Raw genomic sequence first — 13,478 nt, 5'->3', positions numbered from 1 at the left:
TCTGCAGGGCTGGCTGTCAGCTAGCCGAGCGCCTTGCCGGGCAGCTCGACCTTCGCGCCGAGCTCGACGAGCTTCTCCATGAAGTTCTCGTAGCCGCGGTTGATCAGGCCGATGCCGTGCACCCGGGACGTGCCCTGGGCCGCAAGGGCCGCGATGAGGTACGAGAAGCCGCCGCGGAGGTCGGGGATGACCAGGTCCGCGCCCTGGAGCTTGGTGGGGCCCGAGACCACGGCCGAGTGCAGGAAGTTGCGCTGACCGAATCGGCAGTCGGATCCGCCCAGGCACTCGCGGTAGAGCTGGATGTGGGCGCCCATCTGGTTCAACGCGGACGTGAAGCCGAGGCGGGACTCGTAGACCGTCTCGTGGATGATGGACAGGCCCGTGGCCTGGGTCAGGGCGACCACCAGCGGCTGCTGCCAGTCGGTCTGGAAGCCGGGGTGGACGTCCGTCTCCAGCGCGATGGACTTCAGCTGCCCGCCGGGGTGCCAGAAGCGGATGCCCTCGTCGTCGATCTCGAAGGCACCGCCCACCTTCCGGTAGGTGTTCAGGAACGTCATCATCGAGCGCTGCTGGGCGCCGCGGATGTAGATGTCGCCCTCGGTCGCCAGCGCCGCCGACGCCCAGGACGCGGCCTCCAGGCGGTCCGGCAGGGCGCGGTGGTTGTAGCCGCCCAGCTGGTCCACACCGGTGACGCGGATGGTCCGGTCGGTGTCCATCGCGATGATGGCGCCCATCTTCTGCAGGACGCAGATGAGGTCCTCGATCTCGGGCTCGACGGCCGCGTTCGAGAGCTCGGTGACGCCTTCGGCGAGGACGGCCGTCAGCAGCACCTGCTCGGTCGCGCCGACGGACGGGTACGGCAGCCGGATCTTGGTGCCGCGCAGTCGCCGCGGCGCCTCCAGGTACTGACCGTCCTCCCGCTTCTCGATCTTCGCGCCGAACTGCCGCAGCACCTCGAAGTGGAAGTCGATGGGCCGGCCGCCTATGTCGCAGCCGCCGAGGCCGGGGATGAAGGCGTGGCCGAGCCGGTGCAGCAGCGGCCCGCAGAAGAGGATCGGGATGCGGCTCGAACCGGCATGGGCATCGATGTCAGCGACGTTCGCGCTCTCCACGCGCGTCGGATCCATCACCAGTTCGCCGGGTTCGTCACCCGGACGGACCGTCACACCGTGCAGCTGCAGCAGACCCCGTACGACCCGTACGTCGCGGATGTCCGGGACATTGCGCAGCCGGCTCGGAGCGCTGCCCAGCAGCGCTGCGACCATGGCCTTCGGTACGAGGTTCTTCGCACCGCGGACACGGATCTCGCCCTCCAGCGGGGTTCCGCCGTGGACAAGCAGGACATCGTCGTTGACGGTCATGAATCTCGCGTTCCGTGGAGTCGGGCAGGGGCCAGGAGGGAAAGGGTAATCGCCCTCCACCCCCCTTCCGTAAGCCCGAGTCAGACCCAGTCACGTCATGGGTCTGTCACAACACGAACTGTTCCGTGCCGGGCACGTGGGGTCACGACCACATTCGTGCGCGTGGGGGCGTGTCCGTGTGCCGGCCCGTCTGCCGCCACCGGCCTCGCCGGAGGCCTCACCAGGCCACCTCTTTCCCCTTCATGGCCGCGTTCCCGCTCCGTGCCGCATTGCCTCCCCACGGAAAGGGAAGATGCGGGATCATGTCTGGCATGACCGAGGTGTCCTCGCTCACAGGGCGGTTGCTCGTGGCCACGCCCGCCCTGGCGGACCCGAACTTCGACCGTGCGGTGGTGCTGCTCCTCGACCACGATGAGGAGGGCTCCCTCGGTGTGGTCCTCAACCGCCCCACGCCGGTGGACGTGGGCGACATCCTGGAGGGCTGGGGGGATCTCGCCGTCGAGCCCGGTGTCGTGTTCCAGGGCGGCCCGGTGTCGCTGGACTCGGCCCTCGGGGTCGCCGTCGTCCCCGGCGGCGTGTCCGGCGAGGCCGCCCCGCTGGGCTGGCGCCGGGTGCACGGCGCGATCGGCCTGGTGGATCTGGAGGCCCCGCCGGAGCTGCTGGCCTCTGCCCTGGGTTCCCTGCGGATCTTCGCCGGGTACGCCGGCTGGGGCCCGGGCCAGCTGGAGGACGAGCTGGTCGAGGGCGCCTGGTACGTCGTCGAGTCGGAACCCGGCGACGTCTCGTCCCCGTCCCCGGAGCGGCTGTGGCGCGAGGTCCTGCGGCGCCAGCGCAGCGAGCTTGCGATGGTGGCGACGTACCCCGACGACCCTTCGCTCAACTGATGCGGGTGAGCTTCAGTACCCTTGGGCCTATGAGCACTCTCGAGCCCGAGCGCGGGACTGGTACGGGGACCCTCGTAGAGCCGACGCCGCAGACCTCCCACGGTGACGGTGACCACGAGCGCTTCGCCCACTACGTCCAGAAGGACAAGATCATGGCGAGCGCGCTCGACGGCACCCCCGTCGTGGCGCTGTGCGGCAAGGTCTGGGTGCCGGGCCGCGACCCGAAGAAGTACCCCGTGTGTCCCATGTGCAAGGAGATCTACGAGTCCATGAGCTCCGGCGACGACGACCAGGGCAAGGGCGACAAGTAGGTCCGGTCCGCCAGGCGTGAGGTCTTCAGGGTGCCTTCGCGTGCCCTGGAGGCCTTTGTGCTGTCCGGACACCGCACGGAGTGCGTCGGCCGGTCACAGAGCGGTGGAGACCTCGTGCGGGCGTGTTCATCGAGTCCCGCAGGGGCTCGGCCGGGGCCGGCCCGGCGGGTCTTCGGGCAGCGGGAATTCGGCCGCTGCTTCCGACAGCCTCGTCGTCGCGGACTGTGTAGTGACCGCCTCCGGGCTGATCGCGTTTCTCGCCGCGACCGCAGTCACGCGATTCCGGTTCCGCCTCGGGACCATCCTTCTGATCATGTTTCCGGTGGCCCGGACGGTGCCCGTGGAAGCCCTCGCGGTCCCCCTGTTCTTCGTTTGTCCTCCGTCATGCGGGGGCGCCGGTCAGCCGAACAAGCCGGGATCGCTGATCCTGCCCCACGTCGCCTTCTCACCGCCCTTCGCGATCCGGCTGTTGCGCGGGTTCGTGAAAGCCGTTCCGGAGGCCCTGGAGGGGCCCGTGTCCATCGACGGTCGCGACCTCGGTGCGATTTCCTCTGGCAGATTCTTCTTTTTCGTACTCGTACAGCGGCGCCCGCTCTCCGGACCGGGCGGAGCGGCGAAGGACTGACGTGACCGAACTGATTCCGAAGCCCCGCAGCGTCGTCGCGGCTGCCGGCGAGGTGCGGCTGACGGCGCACTCCCAGCTCCACGCCCGCACCGGGACGCAGGGCGTCGGCCACTGGCTGCGCACCGTCCTCCGGCAGGCCACCGGCCTGCCGTTGCGCGAAGGGCGGGAAGGCGACGACGCCGGCGGCGACGGCATCGGGCTCCGACTCGACCCCGAGCTCGGCCCCGAGGAGTACCGCCTCGTCAGCAACGGGAACGGCGTCCTCATCGAGGGCGGCGGCTCGGCCGGTGTCTTCTGGGGCGCCCAGACTCTGCGGCAGCTTCTCGGCCCCGGCGCGTACCGCGAGGCCCCGGTCAGCCGCGACCGCACCTGGGCCGTGCCGTACCTCACGATCGAGGACGCCCCCCCGATTCGGCTGGCGCGGCCTGATGCTCGACGTCGCCCGGCACTTCACGCCCAAGGAAGGCATCCTGCGCTACCTCGATCTGATGGCGGCGCACAAACTCAACGTCTTCCACTTCCATCTGACGGACGACCAGGGCTGGCGCATCGAGATCGAGCGGTATCCGCGGTTGACCGAGATCGGCTCCTGGCGCGCCCGCACGAAAATCGGCCACCGGGCCTCGCCGCTGTGGGAGGAGAAACCGCACGGCGGCTACTACACCCGGGACGACATCCGGGAGATCGTCGCCTACGCGGCCGAGCGGCACATCACCGTCGTCCCCGAAATCGACGTACCGGGACACTCGCAGGCCGCCATCGCCGCGTATCCGGAACTCGGCAACACCGACGTCATCGACACCACCACCCTCACCGTCTGGGACACCTGGGGAATCAACCCGAACGTACTCGCCCCCACCGACGACACCCTGCGCTTCTACGAAGGCGTCTTCGAGGAAGTACTCGAGCTGTTCCCCTCGGAGTTCGTCCATGTCGGCGGGGACGAATGTCCCAAGGACCAGTGGCGGCGGTCGCGGACCGCCCAGGCGCGCATCAGGGAACTCGGGCTCGCGGACGAGGACGAGCTCCAGTCCTGGTTCATCGGGCACTTCGACGCGTGGCTCTCCGTGCGCGGGCGCCGGCTGATCGGCTGGGACGAGATCCTGGAGGGCGGACTGGCCAAGGGTGCGGCCGTCTCCTCCTGGCGCGGCTACGCCGGCGGCATCGCCGCCGCCCGGGCCGGTCACGACGTCGTCATGTGCCCCGAGGAGCAGGTGTATCTGGACCACCGTCAGGCGCCGGGTCCCGAGGAGCCGGTACCGATCGGGTGGGTGCGCACACTGGAGGACGTCTACCGGTTCGAGCCGGTGCCGCCGGAGTTGACGCCCGAGGAGGCCCGGCATGTGCTGGGCACCCAGGCCAACCTGTGGACCGAGGTGATGGAGGACCTTGCGCGCGTGGACTACCAGGCGTTCCCCCGGCTCGCGGCCTTCGCCGAGGTCGCCTGGAGTGCCCTGCCGGCCCCCGCGGAACGGGACTTCGCCGGCTTCGAGCGCCGTATGACGGCCCACTACCGGCGGCTCGACGCCCTGGGCGTCGCCTACCGGCCTCCCGCGGGCCCGTTGCCCTGGCAGCGGCGTCCGGGGGTGCTGGGCCGCCCGATCGACGGCCCGCCGCCCAGTCGGTAGAGGCCGCCGTCGCTACCGAACAGCTCGAACAGGCCACGGAAAAAGCGCACAAGGGTCACCGAAAGTGCCAATCGGCACGCACTGGCGAACCCGTACGAAAACGGACCATCTCCCCGGTGAGGTGGGCGAATGCCTCCTAGCGGACCCGTGTCCTCGGCCCTCGCCAAGATGTGCCAGAGTTGCCACGTCCGCCCTGTCAGCACGTACCGTACGGCAGCACAGGTGGGACCAGGTGGGGCAGCGGGAAGGGGCAGCCGGTTTGACCACGCACGCACCGCAGGCGGCGCAGGCCGTCACGCTGCCCACGACGCTGGACGAGGCCGTGGCGGCACTCACCGCCGTGCCCGCCGCCGTGCCCGTCGCGGGCGGCACCGACCTGATGGCCGCCGTCAACTCCGGGCAGCTCAGGCCCGCCGCGCTCGTGGGACTCGGCCGGATCAGCGAGATCCGCGGCTGGCAGTACCTGGACGGCCACGCGTTGCTCGGTGCGGGCCTCACGCACGCGCGCATGGGCCGCCCCGACTTCGCGGCCCTGATCCCGGCGCTCGCCGCCGCGGCGCGCGCCGCCGGCCCGCCGCACATCCGCAACGCGGGCACCCTGGGCGGCAACATCGCCTCGGCCGCCCCCACCGGGGACGCACTGCCGGTGCTGGCCGCCCTGGAGGCGACCCTGATCATCGCGGGCCCGGGCGGAGTCCGCCGGGAACTCCCGGTCTCGCACCTGCTGGCCGGGATGGACATGCTGAGCGCCGGCGAACTCATCGGCTACGTGCGCGTGCCGCTGCTGCACGCCCCTCAGGTCTTCCTTAAGGCGACCGGCCGGACCGGCCCGGGGCGTGCGGCGGCGTCCGTGGCCGTGGTCCTGGACCCCGCGCGCCGGGGTGTGCGCTGCGCGGTGGGTGCCATAGCGCCGATGCCGCTGCGGCCCCTGGAGGCCGAGCAGTGGGTCGGCCGGCTCATCGACTGGGACAACAGCCGCGCGCTCGTGCCGGAGGCCCTGAACGCCTTCGGGGAGTACGTCGCCGCGGCCTGCATCCCTGACGCGGCCCCGGGCGAGGACGGCGTCGTACCGCAGCTTCCGCCCGCCGTACTGCACCTGCGGCGCACCGTCGCCGCGCTGGCCCGACGAGCACTGGGGAGGGCGCTGTCGTGACCGACGACCAGCACGAAGAGGGCACGCCCCGGGGCGGGAGCCGCTGGGACCCGCTGCCCCAGGGCGAGTACGACGACGGCGCCACCGCCTTCGTCGAACTCCCCGAGGGCGGCGTCGACGCCCTGCTGGCCGCCGACAGCCCCCTCGCCGCGCCCGGCCACGGCTACGTGCCGCCGCAGATCACGGTCAACCCCGCGACGGCCGGCACCGACCCGGCCGCCGGCGCGTGGCCGGTTCCGGGCGCGCCCGTCGACGGGGCACAGTGGCACGACCCGTACGCGGGGCACCAGCAGCAGGGCCACGACCTGGCGGAGCAGTCCTACGGCTCCGACGCGCCGTACGGTTCCGACGCGCCGTACGGCTCCGACGTGCCCTACGGCTCCGGTGCGGGGTACGGCACCGACACGGGGGCCGGGCAGCACGGCACGAACGACCGGTTCACGTACAACCCGGGAGCAACCGGGCAGTGGAACTTCGAGGAGGCCGCTGCGGCGGAGGCCGCGCCCGGCCATGACGTGACCGGGCAGTGGTCCATCCCCGTCGCCGGGGGTGACCTTCCGGACGAATCGGGCGAGTTCACGACGTCCTCGCTGGTCGAGCAGTGGGGCGGCACCCCGCCGGCGACCCTGCCGGGCGGCGCGCCCGCGCCCTGGGCGACCCAGGCGGCGGGGCAGCCGTGGGGGCAGCAGGACGCGGCGGGGCAGGAGCAGGCGGGGCCGGACCCGCACGAGCCCGGGGCGCAGGGCGCCGCCGGATACGCCCCGCAGCAGCCTGCCGGGCCCATGCCGCAGGAGACCGGCCCGCACGAGGACCACGCGGCTCCTCACGGGGAGTTCGGCCACGCGCCGGAGCAGGGGCCGGAGACGCCCGGTGACGGGCACGCGCCCCGGCACGCGGAGGGTGCCGCCCACGAGCCGGGAGAGTCCCCGGCCGCGGAGCAGTCGGCCGCGGAGCAGTCGGCCGCCGGGCACGCGCCGGAGACGTCCGGCTTCGCCGAGCACGGGCCGGACGGCGCCACGGGGCCGGATGTCATCGCCCCCGTCTCGGAACAGTCCGGCTTCGCCGAGCACGGGCCGGACGGCGCCACGGGGCCGGATGCCATCGCCCCCGCCTCCGAACAGTCCCGCTTCGCCGACCACGGACCCGAGCCGTCGGACGAGCCCCGCCACACCCCGGAGTCGTCGGACGTACCCGCGCACGCCCCGGAGCCGACCGCCCCGGCCGGTCACCCCGTCGAGCAGGCACCCGCGCCGGTCCAGCCGTACCCCGAGGCCGAGACCCCTGGGGGCCCGCAGGCCGCCCAGGAAGCCTCACAGCCGTCTCCGGGTTCCGGTGAGCCCGCCGAGGACGCCCCAGGGGCTCCGGAGGGCGCAGACAGCCCCGCGGAGCCTGCCGCCGACCCCCTCCCCGGCCTGGCCGACCCGGAGGCGGACACCGAACCCGAGGCCGCCGGCGGCGAGACCCCGGACGACCCGGCCCCGGAAGAGGCCCCGGCCGCCACCGCCGACTCGCACGGCACCCCGCACGAGCACGGCACTTCCGAGGAGCGCGGCACTTCCGAGGAGCGCGGCACCTCGGACGAGCGCGGCACCTCGGACGAGCCCGGCACTCCCGGCGAGCCCGCCGTCTCCACGGCGCCGCAGGACGAACACCCCCTCGCCTCCTACGTCCTGCGCGTCAACGGCGCCGACCGCCCGGTCGCCGACGCCTGGATCGGCGAGTCCCTGCTCTATGTGCTGCGCGAGCGACTCGGACTCGCCGGGGCCAAGGACGGCTGCTCGCAGGGCGAGTGCGGGGCGTGCAACGTCCAGGTCGACGGGCGGCTCGTCGCCTCCTGCCTGGTCCCGGCCGTGACCGCCGCCGGCAGCGAGGTCCGTACCGTCGAAGGGCTGGCCGCGGACGGGCAACCGTCGGACGTGCAGCGGGCGCTCGCGCGCTGCGGCGCCGTGCAGTGCGGCTTCTGCGTGCCGGGCATGGCGATGACCGTGCACGACCTGCTGGAGGGCAACCCGGCCCCCACGGAGCTGGAGACCCGCCAGGCGCTGTGCGGCAACCTGTGCCGCTGCTCCGGCTACGGGGGCGTGGTGAACGCCGTCCAGGAGGTCGTCGCCGAGCGCGAGGCACTCGCCGCGCCCGACGGCGGCACCGACGAGGCCCGCATCCCGCACCAGGCGGGCCCGGGCGCCGGTGGCGTGAACGCGTCGGCCTTCGGAGCGCCCCCGGAACCGTACTCCCCGGAACCGCATGACCAGCCCTACGGCCAGGACGGAGGCCAGGCGTGAGCAACGAAGCAGCCACCGCGCAGGCCGCACAGGCCGCGGAGGCCGCCCCCGCCCCGGAACCACTGCCGCACGGCCTCGGCGCCTCCCTCCCGGCCGCCGACGCCCGCGCCAAGACGGAGGGCACCTTCCCGTACGCCGCCGACCTGTGGGCCGAGGGCCTGCTGTGGGCGGCCGTACTGCGCTCACCGCACCCGCACGCGCGCATCGTGTCCGTCGACACCACCCACGCGCGCGAGATGCCCGGCGTCCGCGCCGTGGTCACCCACGAGGACGTCCCCGGCAGCCCGCTGCACGGCCGTGGCAAGGCCGACCGCCCGGTCTTCGCCTCCGAGGTCGTGCGCCACCACGGTGAGCCCATCGCCGCCGTCGCCGCCGACCACCCGGACACCGCGCGGATGGCCGCCGCCGCCGTCATCGTCGAGTACGAGGTGCTCGACCCGGTCACCGACCCGGAGCAGGCCTTCGAGGCCGAGCCGCTGCACCCCGACGGCAACCTGATCCGGCACATCCCGCTGCGCCACGGCGACCCGGAGGCGGCCGGCGAGGTCGTCGTCGAGGGGCTGTACCGCATCGGCCGCCAGGACCCCGCGCCCATCGGCGCCGAGGCGGGCCTGGCCGTACCGCGCCCGGACGGCGGCGTGGAGCTTTACCTCGCCTCCACCGACCCGCACGCCGACCGCGACGTGGCCGCCGCCGCGTTCGGCCTGGAACCCGAGCGCGTCAAGGTCGTCGTCACCGGCGTCCCCGGCGCCAGCGCCGACCGCGAGGACCAGAGCTTCCAGCTCCCGCTCGGCCTGCTGGCGCTGCGCACCGGCTGCCCGGTCAAGCTCACCGCCACGCGCGAGGAGTCCTTCCTCGGGCACACCCACCGGCACCCCACGCTCCTGCGCTACCGCCACCACGCCGACGGCGAGGGCAGACTGGTCAAGGTCGAGGCGCAGATCCTGCTCGACGCGGGCGCCTACGCCGACACCTCCGCCGACGCCCTGGCCGCCGCCGTCGCCTTCGCCTGCGGCCCGTACGTCGTCCCGAACGCCTTCATCGAGGGCTGGGCCGTACGCACCAACAACCCCCCGTCCGGCCACGTACGCGGCGAGGGCGCCCTGCAGGTCTGCGCCGCCTACGAGGCGCAGATGGACAAGATCGCCAAGAAGCTCGGCCTCGACCCGGCGGAAGTGCGTCTGCGCAACGCCTTGGCGACGGGTGACGTCCTCCCGACCGGTCAGACCGTGACCTGCCCGGCCCCGGTCGCCGAACTCCTCCAGGCGGTACGGGACTTCCCGCTGCCGCCGCTCCCCAAGGACACACCCGAGGACGAGTGGCTGCTGCCCGGCGGTCCCGAGGGCGCGGGCGAACCGGGCGCGGTGCGCCGGGGCGTGGGCTACGGCGTGGGCATGGTGCACATGCTCGGCGCCGAGGGCGCGGACGAGGTCTCCACGGCGACCGTGAAGGTCCACGACGGCGTGGCGACGGTACTGTGCGCGGCCGTCGAGGCCGGCCAGGGCTTCACGACACTGGCCCGGCAGATCGTCCAGGAGACCCTCGGCATCGACGAGGTGCATGTGGCGCCCGTCGACACCGACCAGCCCCCGGCGGGCGCGGGCTGCCGCGGCCGGCACACCTGGGTGTCGGGCGGTGCGGTGGAACGCGCGGCCAAGATGGTCCGTACGCAGCTCCTCCAGCCGCTCGCCCACAAGTTCGGCATGTCCACGGAGCTGCTCCAGATCACCGACGGCAAGATCACCTCGTACGACGGAGTCCTCTCGACGACCGTCACCGAGGCGCTGGACGGCAAGGAACTGTGGGCCACCGCCCAGTGCCGCCCGCACCCGACGGAGCCGCTGAACGAGGCAGGCCAGGGCGACGCGTTCGTCGGCATGGCCTTCTGCGCGATCCGGGCGGTGGTGGACGTCGACATCGAGATCGGTTCCGTGCGGGTCGTGGAACTGGCCGTCGCCCAGGACGTGGGGCGGGTCCTCAATCCGGCGCAGCTGGCCGCCCGGATCGAGGCGGGCGTGACCCAGGGCCTGGGCATCGCGCTCATGGAGAACCTCCGCACGCCCCGCGGCCTGATCCGCCACCCCGACCTGACCGGCTACGCCCTCCCCACCGCCCTCGACGCGCCCGACATCCGCATCGTCCGGCTGGTGGAGGAACGGGACGTGGTCGCGCCCTTCGGCGCGAAGGCGGTCAGCGCGGTGCCGGTGGTGGCGTCCCCGGCGGCCATCGCCTCCGCCGTACGGGCCGCGACGGGCCGCCCCGTGAACCGGCTGCCGATCCGCCCGCAGGCGGCGGTCGTCACGGAACGGTCCTGACGGTCCGCGTGGACGGGGTCGTCCTCCTCACCGGCATCATGGCGGCCGGCAAGTCGACGGTCGCGCAGGCACTGGCGGAGTCCCTGCCGAGGGCGGCGCACGTACGCGGGGACATGTTCCGGCGCATGATCGTGTCCGGGCGCGAGGAGTACGTCCCCGGCGCCGGCGGTGAGGCGGAAGCCCAGTTGCGGTTGCGCCACCGGCTGTCGGCGGCGACGGCGGACGCGTACGCGGAGGCCGGTTTCACTGCGGTCGTGCAGGACGTGGTGCTGGGCGAGGACCTGCGCACGTACGTCGATCTGGTGCGCACCCGACCGCTGTACGTGATCGTCCTCGCGCCGCGCCCCGAAGCGGTGGCCGCGCGGGAGACGGGGCGGACGAAAACGGGGTACACCGGAGCCTGGACCGTGGGCCTGCTGGACGAGGCGCTGCGCACGCGCACCCCGCGGATCGGGCTGTGGCTGGACACCTCGGAGCTGACGGTGGGGCAGACGGTGGAGGCGATTCTCGCGGAAAGGGAACGCGCGAGGGTCGTCTGAGCGTCCTGTGGGGTGGACGCGTCGTGGTCGCTGAGCGCTCGGCTCGCGGGACGCGTCGCTGTTCCGGGGCGTTGTCAGTGGTGGGGCGTAGTGTTCTGGGCAGTGGGGGACGGCTGCCGGGCCTGGCCGGGCGGTTCGCCGTACTCCGACAGGGGACGGTGAGCAAGCACATGCGGGGGAGCCCATGAGTACGACCGACGCCGGTTCCGTGATGATCACCCTGACCGAGGCCGAGCTGGACCCGTGGGTGACGCACGCGTCGACGCGGCACTGGCTGACCGGCCCCGGACTGCCGTCCGGCGGCGGCGTGCTGAGCTTCGAGGAGCTGAGCCGCGGGGGTCTGCGCACGGTCGCCGACTCCACGGGCGGCCCGGACGACCTCCTCTCGGCGGAGCTGCGCGAGCAACTGGTGATAGGCGGACTGCTGGGCCCCGGCGGCCTGGAGGCCGAATCGGTCCTGCTGGACGGCGCGACGGGCGAGATCTCCACGACGCACTTCCTGCACGACCGCCCCGACCTGATGGACCGCCGCCCCCTGGCCCCCTCCCTGCGGACCCTGGTCCGCTTCGCGGAGGCGACGGACGAACTGGCGGGTCTGCGCGGCCAGTTCGCCTCCTACGCGGACCGCTACGGCCCGAAGGCGGTGGCCGAGGCCTCCCGGCACCTCCTGTCGGTCTTCCACGACGGGACGGACGGCGAACCGGCCCCCTTCTGGAAGATGGCGGCCCTCATCCGCCCGCTCTCCCTCGTGGCCGGCCGGAGCGGCACCTCCGGCCTCTCCCTGGACCTCCCGCACCGCCTCCTGGACCAGGAGTTCGGCCCCGGCAAGGTCGCCCGCTTCGAGGACGTCGACTTCCCCGCGACCCTCACCCACGAGCCGACCCGCCGCTTCCTGCGCGAGGTGGGCCTGCCGGAGGACGCGTACGTCTTCTCCCTCGACACGGACGTCCCGCTGGCGACGCCGGCCGAGTACTACGCCGACACGGACGCTTTGGCGGACCTCCCCTCCGCGGCCCACCGCCTGATAAGGCTCGGCCACCTGGTCGAGGACAACAGCCTGGTCATCGACGGTGTGACGGGAGCGGTCCTCAACTGGAGCGAACCCGAGGCGACGCTCCACCCCCTGAACACGGACGTCTCGACCCTCGCCTTCACCCTTTGGCTCCTGCACCGCGAGCGCGCGATAGACGCCCAGTCGGACCACGAGCTGACGACCGACACGTACGACCAACTGGCCATGACGATGCTCCATGTCCTGTCCACGGTCGACCCGACGGGCGTCTCGGCGAGCCGGACGGGCCGCCACTACTGGACAGACGCGTTCCAGGACGAGGCGGGCGGGGTGCTGTAGGAGCGGGGTGCCGTAGGAGCCGGGTCCACGCTCCGGAGCGCCCGGCCCCGCCCCGCTGCTTCAGCAACTCCACGGCTACTCGCCCTCGCAGTCATGCGGCAGCGCTGAGAGGCTGACCCTGCGTCAGGGTCAAGGGCGGGATGTCTCGAACCGAGCGGTGATGCGGCCTTCGCCCCCATCCGACTGCTCCCGTTGCGCCCTGAATGCGCCCTGGCCCATTCCTGGACCCGCCCACATGCTCGGTCGCATGGGGGATACACGCGAGCCGAACATCATCCCGTTACCCGGCCCTGACGGCCACCGGCAGGCGCCCTCGGGCGTGCCGGAACCGTGGGAGAAGACCGACCGTGCCCAGGCGGCGATGGAGGGCGCCACCGGTCCGGAGCCACCCGCTCCACCCGTCTGCCCCCACTGCGGGCTTGCCGGTGACCGGTGTGTCACCTACTACGGCCGGCACGTCCTCCTCGAACCGGACATGCCGGTGCCCGCGCACATGGTGCCCGCCTGGCACCGCTGGTACGTCGACGCCGACGGCACGGCCTGGAACAGCCGCGAGGACGAGCCGGCGCCCGGTGCGGTGTGCCGCGTACCGCATCGGATCACCTGCCCCGGTCTCAGCCTGGAGGAGGCCGGGCTGTGGCGGTGGCTGGACGCGGTACGCGCGGAGAACGCGCGGCGGGCGCGGCGTGCGGCCGGCCAGGGCGCCGATCCGGAGGAACTTCCCGACGCCGGCTGACGGCGTCCTCGTCATGACGCCTGGTCGCTGGTGGAGGCCGTGGCGGGATTCGAACCCGCGTGACTCCCCGCGAGCGGAGCTCGCTGCTTGACGCGGCGCGGGCGAGCCCTGAACCACTCGGGCACACGGCCTCGTCGAACTCGGTGCAGTGACCGCAGGACGCGGGTGTGCCGGGGCTCAAGGGCACCCGGCCGGGTGCGACGTGACTGCCATACGCAGTGCATGGACCGGGGTGGCCGAGTAGAGGGGGTACGACCAAGGTCTCAGTGGGGGACCGTCTCGCGACAGGGGTC

At 72.9% G+C, this 13,478-nt stretch carries 9 protein-coding genes, 1 tRNA gene and 2 pseudogenes; 10 read left to right on the top strand and 2 right to left on the bottom strand.

Annotated features, from left to right (window positions below):
* Positions 1-20: 20 nt before the first annotated feature.
* On the bottom strand, positions 21-1,361 hold the full coding sequence (gene murA / locus ACWD1U_RS28570; protein ID WP_451111783.1) for a UDP-N-acetylglucosamine 1-carboxyvinyltransferase: 1,341 nt from the start codon (positions 1,359-1,361) through the stop codon (positions 21-23).
* Between the two features lie 311 nt (positions 1,362-1,672).
* Between murA and ACWD1U_RS28565 the strand changes: the two genes are divergently transcribed.
* The 10 genes and pseudogenes from ACWD1U_RS28565 to ACWD1U_RS28520 all read left to right on the top strand — a co-directional run bounded on the left by ACWD1U_RS28565 (position 1,673) and on the right by ACWD1U_RS28520 (position 13,185).
* Complete coding sequence (locus tag ACWD1U_RS28565) at positions 1,673-2,245, top strand: YqgE/AlgH family protein (protein WP_451111781.1); 573 nt, start codon at positions 1,673-1,675, stop codon at positions 2,243-2,245.
* 29 nt (positions 2,246-2,274) lie between these two features.
* The gene (locus tag ACWD1U_RS28560) at positions 2,275-2,556 is read left to right on the top strand and encodes a DUF3039 domain-containing protein (protein ID WP_345660021.1); all 282 of its coding nucleotides are present in this window, start codon (positions 2,275-2,277) and stop codon (positions 2,554-2,556) included.
* Between the two features lie 162 nt (positions 2,557-2,718).
* A pseudogene (locus ACWD1U_RS28555) lies at positions 2,719-3,120 on the top strand (carbohydrate ABC transporter permease); the annotation flags it as partial.
* A gap of 62 nt (positions 3,121-3,182) precedes the next feature.
* A pseudogene (locus ACWD1U_RS28550) lies at positions 3,183-4,809 on the top strand (beta-N-acetylhexosaminidase).
* 259 nt (positions 4,810-5,068) lie between these two features.
* Positions 5,069-5,962 (top strand): FAD binding domain-containing protein, encoded by an 894-nt coding sequence (locus ACWD1U_RS28545; protein ID WP_451111779.1) that lies wholly within the window; start codon positions 5,069-5,071, stop codon positions 5,960-5,962.
* Entirely contained in the window at positions 5,959-8,244 is a 2,286-nt protein-coding gene (locus tag ACWD1U_RS28540; RefSeq protein WP_451111777.1) for a 2Fe-2S iron-sulfur cluster-binding protein, read from the top strand. Before ACWD1U_RS28545 ends, ACWD1U_RS28540 begins: the two co-directional genes overlap by 4 nt.
* The gene (locus tag ACWD1U_RS28535; protein ID WP_451111776.1) at positions 8,241-10,559 is read left to right on the top strand and encodes a xanthine dehydrogenase family protein molybdopterin-binding subunit; all 2,319 of its coding nucleotides are present in this window, start codon (positions 8,241-8,243) and stop codon (positions 10,557-10,559) included. The genes ACWD1U_RS28540 and ACWD1U_RS28535 overlap by 4 nt, the downstream gene beginning before the upstream one ends.
* Positions 10,560-10,567: 8 nt before the next feature.
* Positions 10,568-11,098, top strand: coding sequence for an AAA family ATPase (locus tag ACWD1U_RS28530; RefSeq protein WP_451111774.1), 531 nt, complete (start codon positions 10,568-10,570; stop codon positions 11,096-11,098).
* Between the two features lie 184 nt (positions 11,099-11,282).
* On the top strand, positions 11,283-12,449 hold the full coding sequence (locus ACWD1U_RS28525; protein ID WP_451111772.1) for an SUKH-4 family immunity protein: 1,167 nt from the start codon (positions 11,283-11,285) through the stop codon (positions 12,447-12,449).
* 247 nt (positions 12,450-12,696) lie between these two features.
* The gene (locus tag ACWD1U_RS28520; RefSeq protein WP_451111770.1) at positions 12,697-13,185 is read left to right on the top strand and encodes a DUF6083 domain-containing protein; all 489 of its coding nucleotides are present in this window, start codon (positions 12,697-12,699) and stop codon (positions 13,183-13,185) included.
* A gap of 31 nt (positions 13,186-13,216) precedes the next feature.
* On the opposite strand, the gene ACWD1U_RS28515 is transcribed toward ACWD1U_RS28520, so the two are convergent.
* Positions 13,217-13,316, bottom strand: a tRNA-OTHER gene (locus tag ACWD1U_RS28515).
* Positions 13,317-13,478: the final 162 nt, after the last annotated feature.

Source organism: Streptomyces sp. NPDC002788 (assembly GCF_053592115.1).
The sequence above is the reverse complement of the archived record's forward strand: the minus strand, read 5'-3'. Positions and strand labels throughout refer to the sequence as shown.

Excerpts from the sequence above, each read along its gene's own strand:
- ACWD1U_RS28520 (WP_451111770.1), top strand. The coding sequence starts at position 12,697 with ATGGGGGATACACGCGAGCCGAACATCATCCCGTTACCCGGCCCTGAC.
- murA (WP_451111783.1), bottom strand. The coding sequence starts at position 1,361 with ATGACCGTCAACGACGATGTCCTGCTTGTCCACGGCGGAACCCCGCTG.
- ACWD1U_RS28560 (WP_345660021.1), top strand. The coding sequence starts at position 2,275 with ATGAGCACTCTCGAGCCCGAGCGCGGGACTGGTACGGGGACCCTCGTA.
- ACWD1U_RS28525 (WP_451111772.1), top strand. The coding sequence starts at position 11,283 with ATGAGTACGACCGACGCCGGTTCCGTGATGATCACCCTGACCGAGGCC.
- ACWD1U_RS28565 (WP_451111781.1), top strand. The coding sequence starts at position 1,673 with ATGACCGAGGTGTCCTCGCTCACAGGGCGGTTGCTCGTGGCCACGCCC.